This window comes from Cytobacillus sp. NJ13 (assembly GCA_030348385.1).
Lineage (GTDB): Bacteria > Bacillota > Bacilli > Bacillales > Cytobacillaceae > Cytobacillus.
Window position 1 is genome coordinate 4,837,814 of the sequence record JAUCFP010000006.1, and the last position, 15,612, is coordinate 4,853,425.

The 15,612-nt window shown below is 40.9% G+C and carries 17 protein-coding genes; 10 read left to right on the top strand and 7 right to left on the bottom strand.

Annotated elements, in window-relative coordinates; translation table 11 throughout:
- Positions 1-168 precede the first annotated feature (168 nt).
- From QUF73_23800 to QUF73_23810, 3 genes are all read left to right on the top strand, one after another.
- Positions 169-534 carry a cytochrome c gene (locus QUF73_23800; protein ID MDM5229136.1) on the top strand — a complete coding sequence of 122 codons (366 nt, stop codon included), beginning with the start codon at positions 169-171 and terminating at the stop codon, positions 532-534.
- A 157-nt stretch (positions 535-691) separates the two neighbouring features.
- A complete protein-coding gene (locus tag QUF73_23805; GenBank protein ID MDM5229137.1) occupies positions 692-1,399 on the top strand; it encodes a tRNA (adenine(22)-N(1))-methyltransferase TrmK in 708 nt (235 codons plus the stop codon).
- Positions 1,396-2,511 (top strand): Nif3-like dinuclear metal center hexameric protein, encoded by a 1,116-nt coding sequence (locus tag QUF73_23810; protein MDM5229138.1) that lies wholly within the window; start codon positions 1,396-1,398, stop codon positions 2,509-2,511. The genes QUF73_23805 and QUF73_23810 overlap by 4 nt, the downstream gene beginning before the upstream one ends.
- A 141-nt stretch (positions 2,512-2,652) precedes the next feature.
- Here QUF73_23810 and QUF73_23815 read toward each other — a convergent pair whose 3' ends face one another.
- Positions 2,653-3,603, bottom strand: coding sequence for a 4-hydroxy-3-methylbut-2-enyl diphosphate reductase (locus tag QUF73_23815; GenBank protein ID MDM5229139.1), 951 nt, complete (start codon positions 3,601-3,603; stop codon positions 2,653-2,655).
- A gap of 173 nt (positions 3,604-3,776) precedes the next feature.
- Complete coding sequence (gene vrrA / locus QUF73_23820) at positions 3,777-4,346, bottom strand: VrrA/YqfQ family protein (protein MDM5229140.1); 570 nt, start codon at positions 4,344-4,346, stop codon at positions 3,777-3,779.
- 319 nt (positions 4,347-4,665) lie between these two features.
- Here vrrA and QUF73_23825 point away from each other — a divergent pair, with 319 nt between their 5' ends.
- On the top strand, positions 4,666-5,976 hold the full coding sequence (locus QUF73_23825) for a DEAD/DEAH box helicase (protein MDM5229141.1): 1,311 nt from the start codon (positions 4,666-4,668) through the stop codon (positions 5,974-5,976).
- A gap of 231 nt (positions 5,977-6,207) precedes the next feature.
- Positions 6,208-7,101 carry a deoxyribonuclease IV gene (locus QUF73_23830; GenBank protein MDM5229142.1) on the top strand — a complete coding sequence of 298 codons (894 nt, stop codon included), beginning with the start codon at positions 6,208-6,210 and terminating at the stop codon, positions 7,099-7,101.
- A 70-nt stretch (positions 7,102-7,171) separates the two neighbouring features.
- On the opposite strand, the gene QUF73_23835 is transcribed toward QUF73_23830, so the two are convergent.
- Entirely contained in the window at positions 7,172-7,426 is a 255-nt protein-coding gene (locus QUF73_23835; protein ID MDM5229143.1) for a DUF2624 domain-containing protein, read from the bottom strand.
- Between the two features lie 159 nt (positions 7,427-7,585).
- Between QUF73_23835 and QUF73_23840 the strand changes: the two genes are divergently transcribed.
- Genes QUF73_23840 through QUF73_23850 form a run of 3 tightly spaced genes read left to right on the top strand, consistent with a single transcriptional unit; the run spans position 7,586 to position 9,681 of the window.
- A complete protein-coding gene (locus QUF73_23840; GenBank protein ID MDM5229144.1) occupies positions 7,586-8,374 on the top strand; it encodes a metal ABC transporter ATP-binding protein in 789 nt (262 codons plus the stop codon).
- Positions 8,371-9,213, top strand: a complete 843-nt coding sequence (locus tag QUF73_23845; GenBank protein ID MDM5229145.1) for a metal ABC transporter permease — start codon at positions 8,371-8,373, stop codon at positions 9,211-9,213. The genes QUF73_23840 and QUF73_23845 overlap by 4 nt, the downstream gene beginning before the upstream one ends.
- A gap of 54 nt (positions 9,214-9,267) precedes the next feature.
- The gene (locus QUF73_23850; protein ID MDM5229146.1) at positions 9,268-9,681 is read left to right on the top strand and encodes a Fur family transcriptional regulator; all 414 of its coding nucleotides are present in this window, start codon (positions 9,268-9,270) and stop codon (positions 9,679-9,681) included.
- 22 nt (positions 9,682-9,703) lie between these two features.
- Here the strand turns inward: QUF73_23850 and QUF73_23855 are convergent, their stop codons facing one another.
- On the bottom strand, positions 9,704-10,294 hold the full coding sequence (locus QUF73_23855; protein ID MDM5229147.1) for a hypothetical protein: 591 nt from the start codon (positions 10,292-10,294) through the stop codon (positions 9,704-9,706).
- 404 nt (positions 10,295-10,698) lie between these two features.
- Between QUF73_23855 and QUF73_23860 the strand changes: the two genes are divergently transcribed.
- Positions 10,699-11,028, top strand: coding sequence for a hypothetical protein (locus QUF73_23860; GenBank protein ID MDM5229148.1), 330 nt, complete (start codon positions 10,699-10,701; stop codon positions 11,026-11,028).
- Positions 11,029-11,114: 86 nt separating this feature from the next.
- Here QUF73_23860 and ispG read toward each other — a convergent pair whose 3' ends face one another.
- The 3 genes from ispG to QUF73_23875 form a co-directional block, all read right to left on the bottom strand.
- A complete protein-coding gene (gene ispG, locus QUF73_23865) occupies positions 11,115-12,227 on the bottom strand; it encodes a flavodoxin-dependent (E)-4-hydroxy-3-methylbut-2-enyl-diphosphate synthase (protein MDM5229149.1) in 1,113 nt (370 codons plus the stop codon).
- A gap of 117 nt (positions 12,228-12,344) precedes the next feature.
- Positions 12,345-12,671 (bottom strand): hypothetical protein, encoded by a 327-nt coding sequence (locus QUF73_23870; GenBank protein ID MDM5229150.1) that lies wholly within the window; start codon positions 12,669-12,671, stop codon positions 12,345-12,347.
- Between the two features lie 170 nt (positions 12,672-12,841).
- Entirely contained in the window at positions 12,842-13,612 is a 771-nt protein-coding gene (locus tag QUF73_23875; protein ID MDM5229151.1) for a DUF1189 domain-containing protein, read from the bottom strand.
- Between the two features lie 233 nt (positions 13,613-13,845).
- On the opposite strand from QUF73_23875, the gene QUF73_23880 reads away from it, so the two are divergent.
- Positions 13,846-15,474: a Na/Pi cotransporter family protein gene (locus QUF73_23880; GenBank protein ID MDM5229152.1), complete on the top strand. Its 1,629-nt coding sequence runs from the start codon at positions 13,846-13,848 to the stop codon at positions 15,472-15,474.
- Positions 15,475-15,612 lie beyond the last annotated feature (138 nt).

Consider the following 15,612-nt stretch of genomic DNA (forward strand, 5'->3'; position numbering starts at 1 on the left):
AATAATTAACAAAAAACTCCACCCTCAGGATGGAGTTTTTGTCCATTTTATGAACAAGATTTGACAAAGTTTACAATAGGGCTTTTCCTTCTGACTTTTTTAAAGTAAAATAGAGATTGTTTGTATACTTACTTAAACTGAATGTGCTTACATAAGGGAGGTTAAATCATGAATCGCAATCCAATCATTCCATTTGTGTTAATTATGGTTTTTGGTGTGGTAGCAATGTTCCTTGTTTCTTTTAAAGGTCTTGGCGATATGGAAGAGCTTGCTAAAGAACAGGAAGGCGGCGGTGCTGAAACTGAAGAAACTGCAGCTGCAACCCCTGAAGAAATTTATCAGAAGAGCTGTATCGGATGTCACGGTGACCAGTATCAAGGTGGAGTTGGTCCTGCTCTAACAGGTGTAGGCGATCGTTTATCACAAGATGAAATCGCAAATATCGTAGTAAACGGAAAAGGCTCAATGCCTCCAGGATTAGTGCCTCAAGACAAAGCTGCCGAAATGGCTGAATGGTTAGCAGGCCTTAAGTAATACCTATAATGAAAGTCCTTTGCATATGTAAAGGACTTTTTTTATACTATAAGAAAGGCTATCGCAAATTACGATAGCTTTTTTAGCTTTTCTCTCAGGAGGAGCAGATAGGCAGGCGCTCTGCGCTTGTTACAATACATATATAAGTGGTGACAGAATGAATACAGAGAAATTATCAAATCGGCTTGAAGCTGTAACAAATTATATCCCCCCTGGCCTTCGCGTGGCTGATATAGGCTCAGACCATGCGTATTTGCCATGCTATGCAGTAAAGAAAGGCATTGTCCCTTTTGCCGTTGCTGGTGAAGTGGTGGAAGGGCCATATCAATCAGCCAAAAAACAGGTGAAAATGGAAGGGCTCGAAAATCAGATTTCCGTAAGAAAAGGCAGCGGCCTTGAAGTAATTGGGCCAGGTGAAGTTGACTGTATAACCATTGCGGGCATGGGAGGCGCTTTAATTGCGAGCATTCTTGAAGATGGGAAGAGCAAGCTTGCATCTGTGCAGAGGCTTATTCTCCAGCCGAATTTAAGTGCCATCTCGATTAGAACCTGGCTGATTGCAAATGGCTGGGAGCTAATCGCCGAAGAAATTCTTGAAGAAGACGGAAAGATCTATGAAATCCTTGCAGCTGAAAAAGGAGAGCCATTGAAACCTTACAAGAATAAAGAACAAGGTTTGCTGATGGGTCCTTTTCTTATGGAGCAAAAATCCGAAGTATTTCGAAACAAGTGGCTCGGTGAAAGGAAAAATTGGGAGAGAATCCTTGTGCAGCTTGATAAAGCCGCATACTCCAGCGAAACAGAAAAGAGAAAACAGGAGTTAAAGGAGAAAATCAAAATGGCAGAGGAGGTACTCGAACAATGAAAAAAATAAATGGACATGAGATTATCCAATTATTTGAGCAGTTCTCCCCAAAAGCATATGCGATGGAAGGAGACAAAATCGGCCTCCAGATTGGCAGGCTAAACACCCCCGTTGAAAATGTCATGATTGCCCTTGATGTGCTGGAAGAAGTCGTTGATGAGGCAATTGAAAAGAAGGTGCAGCTGATTATTGCTCATCATCCGTTAATCTACAGACCGCTGCAAAAAATTTCAACGGATACTCCGTCAGGAAGAATTATTGAAAAGCTTATCAAACATGATATAGCCGTGTATGCAGCACATACCAATTTGGATATCGCCAAAGGCGGGGTCAATGATATGCTTGCTGATGCATTGAAGCTTACCGATACAGAAGTATTATATCCAACATATGAAACTGAATTGAAAAAGCTCGCTGTGTTTGTACCTGAAGAAAATGCTGAGTCACTAAGGCAAGCGCTTGGAAACGCAGGGGCAGGTTCAATTGGCAATTACAGTCATTGTTCGTTTGCCTCCCGTGGAACAGGTCAGTTTAAGCCTAATGGGGAGGCAAACCCGCATATCGGCCAGCAGGGAAAGCTCGAGACTGTTGAGGAAGTCTGCATTGAGACCATTTACCCTGAACATATAGAAAAGAAAGTGCTGTCGGCCATGTTCAAAAACCATCCTTATGAAGAAGTTGCCTATGATATATATAAGCTTGAAAACAAAGGGGAAGTTTTGGGGCTTGGCAAAATTGGAGAAATCAGCGAGATGACTCTAAAGGAATTTGCAGAGCATGTAAAACATACACTTGAAGTGGATGGAGTTCGGGTAGTAGGTGACCTCTCATCCAAAGTCAGGAAAGTCGCTGTTCTGGGTGGAGATGGAAATAAATACTTCATGTCAGCAAAGATGAAAGGTGCAGATGTATATGTGACGGGGGATATGTATTATCACGTGGCCCATGATGCTATGATGCTGGGCCTTAACATTGTTGACCCCGGTCATAATGTTGAAAAGGTAATGAAAAAAGGAGTCACCCGAAGATTAACACAGATGTGTTCGGACAAAGGGTATAGCGTATCCATTTTCCCTTCCGAAATTCATACTGATCCGTTTAAGTTTGTCTGATATAAAAAAAGAACCGGTTTCCCATTGGGCCCGGTTCTTCTGATTAAAAAAGTATAATTTTTGAACGTGGATAACTGTCTAGCCCAAGCCCTGCCCCCCCCGAGGTCATTGTCGGGAGTGGACAAGGCACTTCAGCTTTTCTTACAGCTTTGCAGGCTTCTTTACTTTAGGAAGTATCTTATTTAATGGCACTTTTTTCTCGCGTGGCCATGTGGATTCATCACCGGGATTAAATTGTTCCAGGAACGTGATGACTTCCTTTGTGATCGGTGTCGGTGTAGAGGCTCCTGCTGTGACTGCAACTGTCGATGCATCTTTAATCCAATTCACATCCAGTTCAGTTATATCAGCAATGCGGTAGGCTTTTGTACCGGCAATTTCTTCTGATACCTGTGCAAGACGATTGGAGTTATTGCTCTTCGGGTCCCCCACAACGATTAACACGTCAGCCTGGCCAGCTTGTTCTGCAACAGCTTCCTGGCGCACCTGGGTAGCCATGCAGATTTCTTTGTGGAACTCTGCGTGAGGATATTTTTCCTTTATCTGATCCATTACATGGACGACATCCCATTGGCTCATTGTAGTCTGATTAGTCACCAGTATTTTATCAGCCTGTATGCTAAGTTCATTTACATCCTCAATGGTCTGCACTAAATGGACTGCATGAGGAGCTACTCCTACTGCACCTTCAGGTTCTGGATGGCCTTTTTTGCCAATGTAAATGATTTGAAAACCTTCCTTTTCCTTTTCCATGATTAAATCATGTGTTCTTGTTACATCAGGGCACGTAGCATCGATTGTCACAAGGCCTTTTTGTTTGGCCGCTTCACGCACTTCAGGAGAGATGCCATGAGCTGTAAAAATGACAGTGCCTTTATCAACTTTATCTAAGATTTCTTTGCGGTCTTTCCCATCAAGTGTAATAATGCCTTCCTCTTCAAAAGCATCTGTTACATGTTTGTTATGGACGATCATACCCAAAATATAGATGGGCCTTGGCAATGATGGATCAAGTGCAGCGTTTCTCGCAATAACCATTGCATCCACCACACCGTAACAATACCCCCGAGGAGAGATTTTTATGACATTCATCTGCTTATCCTCCCTAATGAAAGCTTATATCTGAATTGAAGTGAGTTCTATTTCTAATGCGGAAAAAATCCCATATTGCATCTCTATTATATAAGAGATAAACCGATATTACAAAAGGAGTAATTCTTCTTAATGAAAAGCAAAAAAAAAAGAATGCCTCAGCATCCTTTTCTTTAAATATATAATTTCGGTTTGGAAATACCTTCTGCTGAAGACGATTTGGCTGCTGGCTTTTCAGCGGCAGGTGCCTTTTTTGTTTTTTTGCTCTGTGCATCTGGTTTCTTTTTTTCTGCTTTTGCCTGAGAGGATTCCTTTTTAGATTCAGAAGAAGCATCATCAGCTTCAGGGGCATCTTTCAAACCTCTATAAAGTTTCCACATAGCAGGAAGATTCCTGACCAGCGGACCATACTGCTGAACCATTGGCCCAATTTGCTGTGCTGTATTTAAAACCTTTTGAGTGTTCGTTAAAAAGCCGTTTATAGAAGAAGGATTGCTTATTGCCTTCAATATGCCTCCGCCTGCGGGGGAGCCTCCTGCCGTTCTGGCTGCTCCCATTCCAGCTGCAGGCTGAGCATTGCCTTTTCCCAATATTTTTGAGAGCAATCCTCCCCTGCCGCCACCGCGTTTCATTCCCGGAGGACCGCCCATCATTGGCCCCATGGGAGGTCTTCCCTGCATCGGTGTCATAAAAGGATGGGGAGGCATTCCTCCGCGCATAGGGGGTCTTGATCCTGGCATCATATCCATTGGCCTCCTTTCTTTGCACATCTCTGCTTCTTAATAAAATTTCATATAATAAAGTATGCGTTTATCCCATTTTGGTTTAGGCATAAAGCAGAAGAAACCAATTTATTTATTAAAATCGCCCAAAAAGCTTATCATATAAATATAAATGCCTGTATGAGTGGTTATTTGCAGGAAACTTTATTATAATAACAGGATGTAAGAAAAGCTCGGAACCAGCAAGTTGTCAGTTGATACTAGTAGATCTTACTTCACTAATATATGTTTCGGATACAGCCTGAACTGAGGCGAATCTGAATAATTGAGGAGTTTTCATATGAACGAAACGAAATTTGACCGATTTAATTTGAAGCCATTTATTATAGAAGCGGTTAAAGATTTTGGCTTTTACGAGCCGACAGAAATTCAGGAAAGAATGATTCCTGCCGTACTTAAGGGTGAAAGCGCCATTGGCCAGTCACAGACAGGGACAGGAAAAACTCATTCATACGTACTGCCTATTCTTCATAAAGTTGATCCATCCCGCCAGGAGGTTCAGGCTATTATTACAGCTCCAACCCGAGAACTTGCCAATCAGATTTATCATGAAATTCTCAAAGTTACAGAGCATTGTCCCGAAGGAGAAGAAATAACTGCACGCTGCTATATTGGCGGAACGGATAAGCAGAGAACCATTGAAAAGCTGAAAAAACAGCCTCATGTGGTTGTAGGCACACCGGGGAGAATTAATGACCTTGTAAAGGAACAGGCGCTGTTTGTGCATACCGCAGAAATTCTTATTGTGGATGAAGCTGATTTAATGCTTGATATGGGATTCATTGAAGATGTTGATCAGATTGCAGCAAGGATGCCGGAAAAGCTGCAGATGCTTGTGTTCTCAGCTACTATTCCAGAGAAGCTAAAGCCTTTCCTGAAGAAATATATGGAAAACCCAAAATATGTTCACGTTGAGCCGAAGCAGGCAGCAGCAGCCAATATCGAGCACTGGCTTCTGCCGTCCAGACACCGGAACAAAGTGGAACTTGTCTATCAAGCATTAACTTCATTTAATCCTTACTTAGCCATTGTTTTTACCAACACCAAGAAAAAGGCAGATGAAGTGGCAGACGGATTAATCAGCAAAGGTCTAAAAGTGGGACGTATTCACGGTGACCTTAATCCGCGTGAGCGTAAGAAAATGATGAAGCAGATTCTAGACCTTGAGTTTCAATATATTGTGGCAACAGACCTGGCAGCCAGGGGGATTGATATCCAGGGAATCAGCCATGTAATCAACTATGAACTTCCGACAGATCTTGATTTTTATATACACCGGGTTGGCCGGACAGCGCGTGCAGGATTCTCTGGGATTGCGCTGACAGTGTATGAGACTTCCGATGAAGATGCATTAAACAGACTTGAAAAAATGGGATTAGAATTCCAGCACAAAGATCTGCAAAAAGGTGAATGGACAGACCTGGACAATCGCAATAAGCGAAAAACAAGACAGAAACAAAAAGATGACATTGATAAAAAAGCTGCATCACTAGTACAAAAACCAAAAAAAGTAAAACCAGGCTATAAAAAGAAAATGAAATGGGAAATGGATAAAATAAAAAAACGCGAAAGAAGAATAAAGCGTAAATAAATATAAAGGGTATTTGTAAGATTTTTGACCGGCTAACTCGTCTTAACCACTGAGTTGATTGGAGCGGAGGGCATTTGACTCCTGCGGGAGGAGAGGGAGTGAGAGACCCCGCAGGCGAAGCCGAGTAGGCTCTCATTCCTCCCCGCGGAATGCAAATGCACGTAGTGGAAATCAACGGACATGCTTTATAACTAAAACAATTAAAAAAATATTAAAGGGAGAGGTATCGTCATGCTGAAAATTGGATCACATGTGTCCATGAGCGGGAAAAAAATGCTTTTAGCAGCAAGCGAAGAAGCTGTTTCATATGGCTCCAATACATTTATGATCTATACAGGAGCCCCGCAAAACACAAGAAGAAAAAAAATTGAAGATCTGAATATTGAGGCCGGGCTGAAGCATATGGCAGAGAACGGGATTGCTGATATTGTTGTACATGCTCCTTATATTATCAATATCGGGAATACTTCAAACCCTTCAACATTTGAATTAGGCGTTAATTTCCTTCGCTCAGAAATCGACCGCACTGAAGCGATTGGAGCTAAGCAGATTGTTCTCCATCCTGGTGCCCATGTAGGAGCAGGAACAGAGGAGGGCATCAAAAAAATCGTTGAAGGCTTGAATGAAGTCTTAAATGGCGAAGAAAATGTGCAGATCGCACTTGAAACCATGGCCGGAAAAGGCTCGGAGTGCGGAAAATCCTTCGAAGAGCTGGCTATGATTATAGAGGGAGTCAATTATAACAACCATTTATCTGTATGCTTTGATACTTGCCATACGCATGATGCAGGATATGATATTGTGAATGATTTCGATGGTGTATTGGAAGAATTCGATAAGATTATTGGTCTCGACCGCCTGAAAGTTCTCCATATTAATGACAGTAAGAATGAGCGCGGAATGCGTAAAGACCGTCATGCGAATATCGGATTTGGCCACATTGGCTTCAGTGCATTAAACTACATTGTTCATCATCCGCAATTACAGGATATCCCTAAAATTCTGGAGACTCCTTATGTTGGCGAAGATAAAAACAATAAAAAAGCGCCTTATAAGCATGAAATTAATATGCTGCGCAGCCAGGAATTCAATGAAAATCTATTAGAAGCTATTACGGCTGGATAACCATAATAAAAAGCTGTGCCTGAAATTGCACAGCTTTTTGCAATAGAAATTAAGTATTATAAGCTAAGTCCTATTTTGTAAATTGCAAAAACAGCCTGTTTACTTCCCTTGCAGTTTCCGGGCCGGCAATCCTGGCAATTTCCTTTATTATTTTTGTCCGTTCCCGATCATCAAAGATGTTTACTTGCTTGCCTCGCAAATGGTCTGCAATTTTCTGCGCCTGCGCTTTTGTAATCCTGATGTTGAACTGCTCTCCATATTTTAATAATTCATCTGCTGTAATATTGCTTAACTTGTGATTAATGATGTTTTCAAATATTTTCATGTTCATCACTCCTCCTCAGTACTTTATGAGTTAAGGGTGTGAATAGTGACAATAAGTTTTGAAATTCCCATAAATAAGCATGTACCTTTACTTTAAATGCAGGTTCCTGTATACTGTGTTAGTAAATCGTAATGATTCTTAATATGTAAGGTGATAAAAATGGCACAGCCAATTATTGAAATAGATCATGTTTCTTATAGATATGAAAAAGAAAATGTCCTTGAGGATATTAATCTGACCATTAATTCAGGAGATTTCCTCGGAATCGTCGGGCCGAATGGTTCGGGAAAATCAACCCTGCTAAAGCTTATCCTGAATTTGCTTAAAGTGCAGAAGGGGAGCATCAAACTGTTTGGCCAGGAAATAAGCCGCTTTAAGGATTGGCAAAACATTGGGTTTGTTTCTCAAAAGGCAAATTCATTTAATACAGGATTCCCGGCAACGGTCTTTGAAGTCGTTTCAAGCGGTCTTACAAAGAAGCTGGGTCTTTTTAAATTTATGGGCAAGGCCGATCAGGCAAAAGTTCTGCATGCTATTGAATCTGTTGGCATGCAAGAGTTTGCTGGGCGCAATATAGGCGAGCTTTCAGGCGGGCAGCAGCAGCGGGTTTTCATTGCCCGTGCATTGGTAAGCGACCCAAAATTATTAATATTGGATGAACCCACAGTAGGCGTAGATGCAAAAAATGTCCAGTCTTTCTACGAGATGCTTGATGATTTAAATAAGAAGCTTGGCATTACTCTATTGCTGGTTACACATGACATTGGCACAATTTCTGATAAAGTCACCCATGTGGCTTGCCTGAATAAGAATTTGCATTTCCATGGAAATACAGCAGAATTTGAAAGCTTAAATATAAATGAAATGTCAGAGATCTACGGGCACGATGTACATGTTCTGACACATAATCATGACCATCATCACCACGATAAAGGAGCAGGCAGATGATTGCAGGAATCCTTCAATATGAATTTTTACAAAATGCTTTTTTAACGGGAATTATCATCGGAATCATTGCTCCTCTACTGGGTGTGTTTATTGTTGTCAGAAGGCTGTCTTTAATTGCCGATGCTTTAAGTCATGTAACACTTGCTGGCATCGCTGCAAGCCTGCTGCTTGAAAAGAAATTTGTCGGATTGAGCGGGTTGAATCCGTTATATATGGGGATGGCCTTTTCAGTAGCCGGGTCATTGTTTATTGAAAAACTGAGAGCTGTTTATAAACATTATCAGGAGCTTGCTATTCCTATTATTTTATCTGGAGGCATTGGACTTGGAGTAATATTCATTTCACTCGCTGACGGGTTCAATACTGATTTATTCAGTTATCTGTTTGGCAGTGTCAGTGCAGTCAGCCGGCTGGATTTATGGACGATTTTAATCATCAGCGTGTTTGTCATTGCACTTGTGGTGCTGCTCTATAAAGAATTGTTTCTGCTGTCATTTGATGAAGAGCATGCCAAGGCATCTGGAATAGCTGCTAAAAGTGTCCACTTCATATTTATTGTTATGGTGGCTCTGGTCATAGCTGCTTCCATGAGAATAGTGGGTATTTTATTGGTTTCATCACTAATGACTTTGCCGGTTGCAGCAAGCATCAGAATTGCAAAGGGATTCAAACAGACGATTTTCCTGTCCATGCTTTTCGGTGAAATTTCAGTTTTAGGCGGACTGACGATTTCCTACTATATAGATTTAGCTCCAGGCGGAACAATCGTCATGATTGCGGTGTTAATACTGATTGTGACAATCTTGCTTAAAAAAATTGCAGGCATGAGGCCGGCATAAATGTGAATGACTTCTATCCGAGATTATTTCAGAGCAAAAAATGAGGTGAAAAGAATGAATGTTGATGAAGCCATGCAGCTTTTGAAGGATAAAGGCTATAAGCATACAGGGAAGAGAGAAGAGATGCTTCAGCTGTTTGCTGACAGCGATAAATATTTAACGGCCAAAGATGTACTGGAAAAAATGAAGGATAATTACCCTGGACTCAGCTTTGATACAATCTACAGAAACTTATCTTTATTCGTGGATCTGGATATTTTTGAAATGACAGAGCTATCAGGAGAAAAACACTTCCGCTTTACTTGCTCACATGAACATCATCATCATCACTTTATATGTCTGGATTGCGGCAAGACAAAAGAAATCGAAGTCTGTCCCATGAAGCAGGTACAGGAAAATCTGAAGGGATATGATGTTTCTGGACATAAGTTCGAAATATATGGAAAGTGCCCGGAATGTTTTCAATAAAGAATAAAAAAGAAGCATGGAGCTATATATTGTAGCCCCATGCTTCTTTTTGCTTCAGCCAGTCATTTACCCATGCATTCGCTTCCTGCCAGTTTCTGACTCTAATGACGCCATTGGGAAGTGGCTCCTGGTTATAGGGTGTATCGAATAAAATGACAGGAATTCCGCATGCCTCGTGAATCATGACTGCATTATCATGTTTGTCCTCAAAAAAGATATCCACCTCATATTTTTTTGCTGCTTCGATTTTATCATGGCTCCCGATCAGTTCAATATGATCAAACTCCAATGTGTTCTCTAAAAACCATTCCTCTGTTATTTGCTGCAGGTGAGAACCCCTGGCACTTATAAAATACAATTCATGCTTGCGTTTCCAGTTGGTCAAAACTTCCTTTGCGCCTTTAGCAATGGGAGATTCTTTGTATATGATAGGCTCATTTTCATAAAACCAATGTGCAAATTGTTCTTCTGAAATCGTCACCAAAGGTGTTAAATCATATTGCTTAATATCATTTAAAGTAATATTCAGATTAAATGCTTCATTTAAATACGGAACCATGGCTTCAGGACAGGTAACCGTTCCGTCTATATCAATGCCAAAACGCTTCTTCATCATTATGATCTCCTTTAATGCATATATCCCTTATCTTAACAAAAGTCCCGGCCTTGCAAAAGGGTGTTGCCTGAACAGGTTTGAAAGTTAAACATTTACATCTTAAAAAAGGCTTATATCGCAAACACTATAAATGCTCCATTAAGCAGTACTTTTTAGGAACACAGCAAAGGAAGCGAGGGATCATGATGGCAGACCAAGAGCGCAGTAATGAAGAGTATGACCTCAGGTACAGTGAGCGGATTGGCGAAGCAGATGCAGATTATTCTGAAGAAGCTGCTGCGGAAATAGCAGCTCCAGGTGTCTACGGCAGGTCGCTGGATCGGAATGAGGAAAACGAAACAGCATCAGTTTATGCAGATTATTCTGCGGAAACAGCAGCGCCGGGTGTTTATAATAGATCAGTGGACAGGGATGAAGAAACTGAAACAGCTGCAGTTCATGAAGATTATTCTGAGGAAACCTCTGCGGAAATAGCAGCGCCGGGTGTTTATAATAGATCGGTGGATAGGGATGAAGAAACTGAAACAGCTGCAGCCGGCAGAGGAGTCGGATATGCAGCCCTGGCACTTTCCATTTTATCTTTGTTTGTACTGCCGGTTCTTTTTGGAGCAACAGGAATTGTGCTTGGTTTTATCGCACGCCGCAGGGGATCAGAAAGCCTTGGTGGCTGGGCGATTGCAATAGGGGCTATATCCATTATTGTCGGTATGTTTATTCTGCCGTTTTTTTAGAAAAAGAAGAAAAAAGCCTGGCTCCCATTTTGGTGCCAGGCTTTTTCTATAGATTTTTGAACTTCGGAAAGCGGGCAGCAATCGCCTTATGGCAGCAGGCTTTCTGCCTGTGCTTTTTCCTCTTCCTGTTTGGCAAAATATTCTTCTGCGATTTTGTCGATTTCAATCTTAAGTTCCTCAACCATTGTTTCTTCTGGAACTTTCCTTACAATCTGGCCTTTGCGGAACAGAAGGCCTTCTCCGCGGGCACCTGCGATGCCGATATCAGCTTCCCTGGCTTCACCAGGCCCGTTAACAGCACAGCCCAATACAGCAACCTTAATGGGCGCTTTAATTTTTTGAATATATTCTTCCACTTCATTTGCAATGCTGATTAAGTCAATCTCGATCCTTCCGCATGTTGGACATGAGATCAGTGTTGCAGCATTGGAGGATAAACCAAACACTTTAAGAAGTTCGCGGGCAACCTTAACTTCTTCAACGGGATCTGCGCTAAGTGAAATTCTTAACGTATTTCCAATTCCTTTGCTTAAGATTGCACCAAGTCCAGCGGCACTTTTTACAGTACCGGCAAAAAGTGTGCCTGATTCTGTTATACCTAAATGGAGAGGGTAGTCAAATGCTTGTGCTGCTTTCTCATAAGCCTCAATGGCCAAATTAACATCGGATGCTTTCATTGAAACGATGATGTCATGGAAATCAAGGTCTTCCAAAATTTTGATATGATGCAGTGCACTTTCAACCATGCCATCTGCTGTAGGATATCCATATTTCTCAAGGATTCTTTTTTCAAGAGAACCTGCATTTACACCAATGCGGATAGGGATTCCTTTTTCTTTTGCAGCCTTGACGACTGCTTCCACTTTTTCGCGTTTACCAATATTCCCCGGATTAATGCGGATTTTATCTGCTCCGCCTTCAATTGCCTTCAATGCTAGCTTGTAGTCAAAGTGGATATCTACAACAAGCGGTATATTAATTTGTCTTTTAATATCTGCTATGGCATTTGCAGCTCTTTCATCCGGACAGGCAACACGCACGATTTGACATCCTGCTTCTTCCAGCCTTTTAATTTCAGCTACAGTTGCTTCAACGTCATGTGTTTTCGTAGTGGTCATGCTCTGAATGAACAGCTCATTGCTTCCGCCAATTGTTAAAGGCCCAACTTTAACAGGCCTTGTTTTAGTGCGATGTATAATTTCACTCAATGGAGATTCGCTCCTTTTTATCTTTTCATATAACAGATGACATGCATGCTGTTAGAGAAGGTTCACTTTATTGTATCAATGAACCGCTGAAGTTGACAAGAATGATGATTAGTTGTCCTGAGTATATTTTGGAAATTTATAGATCTCACCTGATTTAATGTCTTCAGGCTGCATTCCATTGTTTAATTCCGAGAAGTCTGACACAACCTGGTCTATGCCAACAGGAATTGGTCCATCAAGGTTTAGTTCTATAATTGAAAGAACTGTTTCTCCAGGATTGACCTTTTCTTCAAAATAGGTTTCACCTGTTTCTGCGGGCAGGGTACTTGCCTCCAATGCCTGCTTTTGTCCAGCGGGCAGTGTGCCTTGATTAAGGTCATAATAGATTACATATATAACTAGGATTGAAAGCAGTACTGCCGCAAGCTTCTTCATATTGGCCAAACCCCCTGCAAATAGCATGTTTATCCAATAAGTATGCTTGTCCCAATATGATTAGACCAAGAAAAGTCCTCAATTTGTATTATTCTGCATTAATAACTGCTTTATTTAAAAAATAACTCCTCTTTTTAATTGCAAAAAAAAAACGCGCTAATGGCACGTTTTTATTTAGAGCTATGAGTTGGGACTTCCTTTATGGACAAGAGGAGGATGATAAGAGAAACAAACCAGTTAATCATCGCCCCGTTTTGCACTGCTGTCTGAAGGGCAGACATGATAGCAAAGAAAATGGTAGGCAAAGTAATGCTGTAAGCAGACATGCGCCATAAATGACGGTACTCCAATTTTTTGACCAGAGCTTTTTTGATAAGCAGACCTGCAAGTGCTAACAGGGATATCTCAATAAATCGAATGCCGGCTGCGAAAATATAAATGACAGCCGCTATTAAAGGAATAATAATCGGCATAAGGGATTCTGCAGAAGAAAGGAAGTCTGATAAGTCATTTTTTGTTATTGTGCGGCTTGTCAGCAATGTGTATGGATATGTCTGTTCCTGTCCTTCAGCATGTATGTAGACCTCATTTTTTAATAATGCAATCGTATTGCCGCTTTCGGATAAGACAGAAAGGTCAACTGCTCCTGTCGAATCAACAATGATTGTAAAGTTATCTTTATTGAGGGTTACAGGTACTTCCTCCTCTGTGTGAAGCTTTCCTTCTGCAATTTCAAAATCCGGTATATCACTGTCTATTGTTTCATCAATAGCATTTAAGCCATTAATGATTGCCGAACCGGAATAATACACGGTTGGCAGTACTGATAGCAGGGTAAGGAAAAACACATACAAAATAGTCTTTCCTATGCCCTGATGACGAAATAAAGCGATATCTTTAGGAGAAAACAGGCTTTTATAAAACTGAAGAAAGATATTCATTTGGACACACCCTTTTTGAGATTCACTATTATATTTTAGCCAAATATCCAGATGTTACAAGTAAACGCATTTGCAAGGCTTTTTGGTATTTGTAACAAAAATGTAATATAAGTATGTAATGTTAAGGTATTGTAAATTTAGTTCATAACAGGTTTACATTTCTATGGGATTCTATTAATAATTGTATGGGGTTTGATGAAACATGTCGAAATAATTATAGGGGTTGAAAAATTGTGGAACTAAATGTTCAGCAAATGCTATTTGAATTTTTTGGCGGACTTGGTATCTTCCTTTATGGAATCAAGTTTATGGGTGATGGATTGCAAAAATCAGCTGGTGACCGGCTGAGGGACTTATTAGATCGTTTTACTACAAATCCAATTATGGGTGTTCTGGCTGGAATGCTTGTAACCATGCTGATTCAGAGCAGTTCTGCAACTACAGTTATTACTGTCGGTTTGGTATCTGCGGGCTTCATGACTCTGCGCCAGGCAATTGGGGTGATCATGGGTGCCAATATAGGAACCACTGTAACAGCATTTATTATTGGTATTGATGTTGGAGAGTATGCTTTACCAATTATTGCACTTGGTTCTATTTTATTATTTTTCTTTAAAAACCAGAAAGTCCATAATATCGGTCAAATTGTCTTTGGCTTTGGTGCATTATTCTATGGCCTTGAATTAATGAGCGGGGGAATGAAGCCTCTTCATTCATTGGAAGCTTTTCATGACTTGACCGTAAGCATGAGTTCAAATCCAATTCTAGGTGTGGTTGTCGGAACAGTGTTTACTGTTATAGTTCAGAGCTCAAGTGCCACAATCGGCATTCTTCAAGGGTTGTTTTCTGAAGAGCTGATTAACCTGGATGCGGCATTGCCGGTTCTGTTTGGAGATAATATTGGAACGACGATTACAGCGGTATTAGCTGCAATTGGAGCGTCTGTTGCTGCAAGAAGAGCTGCAGCCGTGCACGTATTGTTTAACTTAATTGGTACTACTATCTTCTTGATACTATTAAAGCCGTTTACATTATTGATTGAAACACTGCAGGGGAAAATGGATTTAAATCCTGAGATGACCATTGCCTTTGCGCATGGAATTTTTAATAGCACTAATACACTTATTCAGCTGCCTTTTGTAGCAGTGCTGGCATGGATTGTAACCAAGCTTATTCCGGGAGAAGATGCAGTTGCTGAATATAAAGCAAAACATCTGGATCCTGTTTTTATAGAACAATCCCCTTCGATTGCACTTGGACAAGCTAAAGAAGAAGTGCTTCGCATGGGAGCATTCTCAGTACGGGGACTGGAAGAAACGGTTCAATATTTGAAAACCGGCAATCAAAAACATTCCGAAAGTGCATACCAGTTAGAGGACGCGATCAATAATCTAGACCGCAAAATTACGGATTACCTGATTAAGCTATCTACAAGTTCACTTTCAGCACATGAGTCTGCTGAGCACACTGTGCTGATGGATACGGTAAGAGATATTGAGCGTATCGGTGACCATTTCGAAAATGTAATAGAACTGATTGATTATAAACAGGCAAATAAAGTGTCCATTACTGATTCAGCTATGGCTGATTTAGAACAAATGTTCAAATTGACCATTTCTACTGTAAAAGAAGCTCTTCAGGCACTGGACCATAATGATAAAATTGCTGCAGAGCATGTTGTAAAAAAAGAAGAAGAGATAGACAAGATGGAAAGAAAGCTTCGCAAACAGCATATTCTTCGTCTGAATGAAGGAGTCTGCTCTGGCCAGGCCGGCATTGTGTATGTAGACATTGTCAGCAACCTTGAGCGTATCGGCGATCACGCGGTGAATATTGCTGAAGCTGTTTTAGGAGAAGAATAAGTGGTAAAATAAGCAAGGGGAAATCCCTTGCTTATTTATTTTATTAAAAGAATGTATAAATTCTGAAGTTAGATAACTGTCTAGCGCAAGCAGCATACCCCCTCGAGCTGTCGGGGGTGGGCAAGGCGCTTGCGCTTT

What these genes read in the sequence shown, in the direction of transcription:
- QUF73_23800 (MDM5229136.1), top strand. Translation starts at nt 169, where the DNA reads ATGAATCGCAATCCAATCATTCCATTTGTGTTAATTATGGTTTTTGGT.
- QUF73_23805 (MDM5229137.1), top strand. Translation starts at nt 692, where the DNA reads ATGAATACAGAGAAATTATCAAATCGGCTTGAAGCTGTAACAAATTAT.
- QUF73_23810 (MDM5229138.1), top strand. Translation starts at nt 1,396, where the DNA reads ATGAAAAAAATAAATGGACATGAGATTATCCAATTATTTGAGCAGTTC.
- QUF73_23815 (MDM5229139.1), bottom strand. Translation starts at nt 3,603, where the DNA reads ATGAATGTCATAAAAATCTCTCCTCGGGGGTATTGTTACGGTGTGGTG.
- vrrA (MDM5229140.1), bottom strand. Translation starts at nt 4,346, where the DNA reads ATGATGCCAGGATCAAGACCCCCTATGCGCGGAGGAATGCCTCCCCAT.
- QUF73_23825 (MDM5229141.1), top strand. Translation starts at nt 4,666, where the DNA reads ATGAACGAAACGAAATTTGACCGATTTAATTTGAAGCCATTTATTATA.
- QUF73_23830 (MDM5229142.1), top strand. Translation starts at nt 6,208, where the DNA reads ATGCTGAAAATTGGATCACATGTGTCCATGAGCGGGAAAAAAATGCTT.
- QUF73_23835 (MDM5229143.1), bottom strand. Translation starts at nt 7,426, where the DNA reads ATGAAAATATTTGAAAACATCATTAATCACAAGTTAAGCAATATTACA.
- QUF73_23840 (MDM5229144.1), top strand. Translation starts at nt 7,586, where the DNA reads ATGGCACAGCCAATTATTGAAATAGATCATGTTTCTTATAGATATGAA.
- QUF73_23845 (MDM5229145.1), top strand. Translation starts at nt 8,371, where the DNA reads ATGATTGCAGGAATCCTTCAATATGAATTTTTACAAAATGCTTTTTTA.
- QUF73_23850 (MDM5229146.1), top strand. Translation starts at nt 9,268, where the DNA reads ATGAATGTTGATGAAGCCATGCAGCTTTTGAAGGATAAAGGCTATAAG.
- QUF73_23855 (MDM5229147.1), bottom strand. Translation starts at nt 10,294, where the DNA reads ATGAAGAAGCGTTTTGGCATTGATATAGACGGAACGGTTACCTGTCCT.
- QUF73_23870 (MDM5229150.1), bottom strand. Translation starts at nt 12,671, where the DNA reads ATGAAGAAGCTTGCGGCAGTACTGCTTTCAATCCTAGTTATATATGTA.
- QUF73_23875 (MDM5229151.1), bottom strand. Translation starts at nt 13,612, where the DNA reads ATGAATATCTTTCTTCAGTTTTATAAAAGCCTGTTTTCTCCTAAAGAT.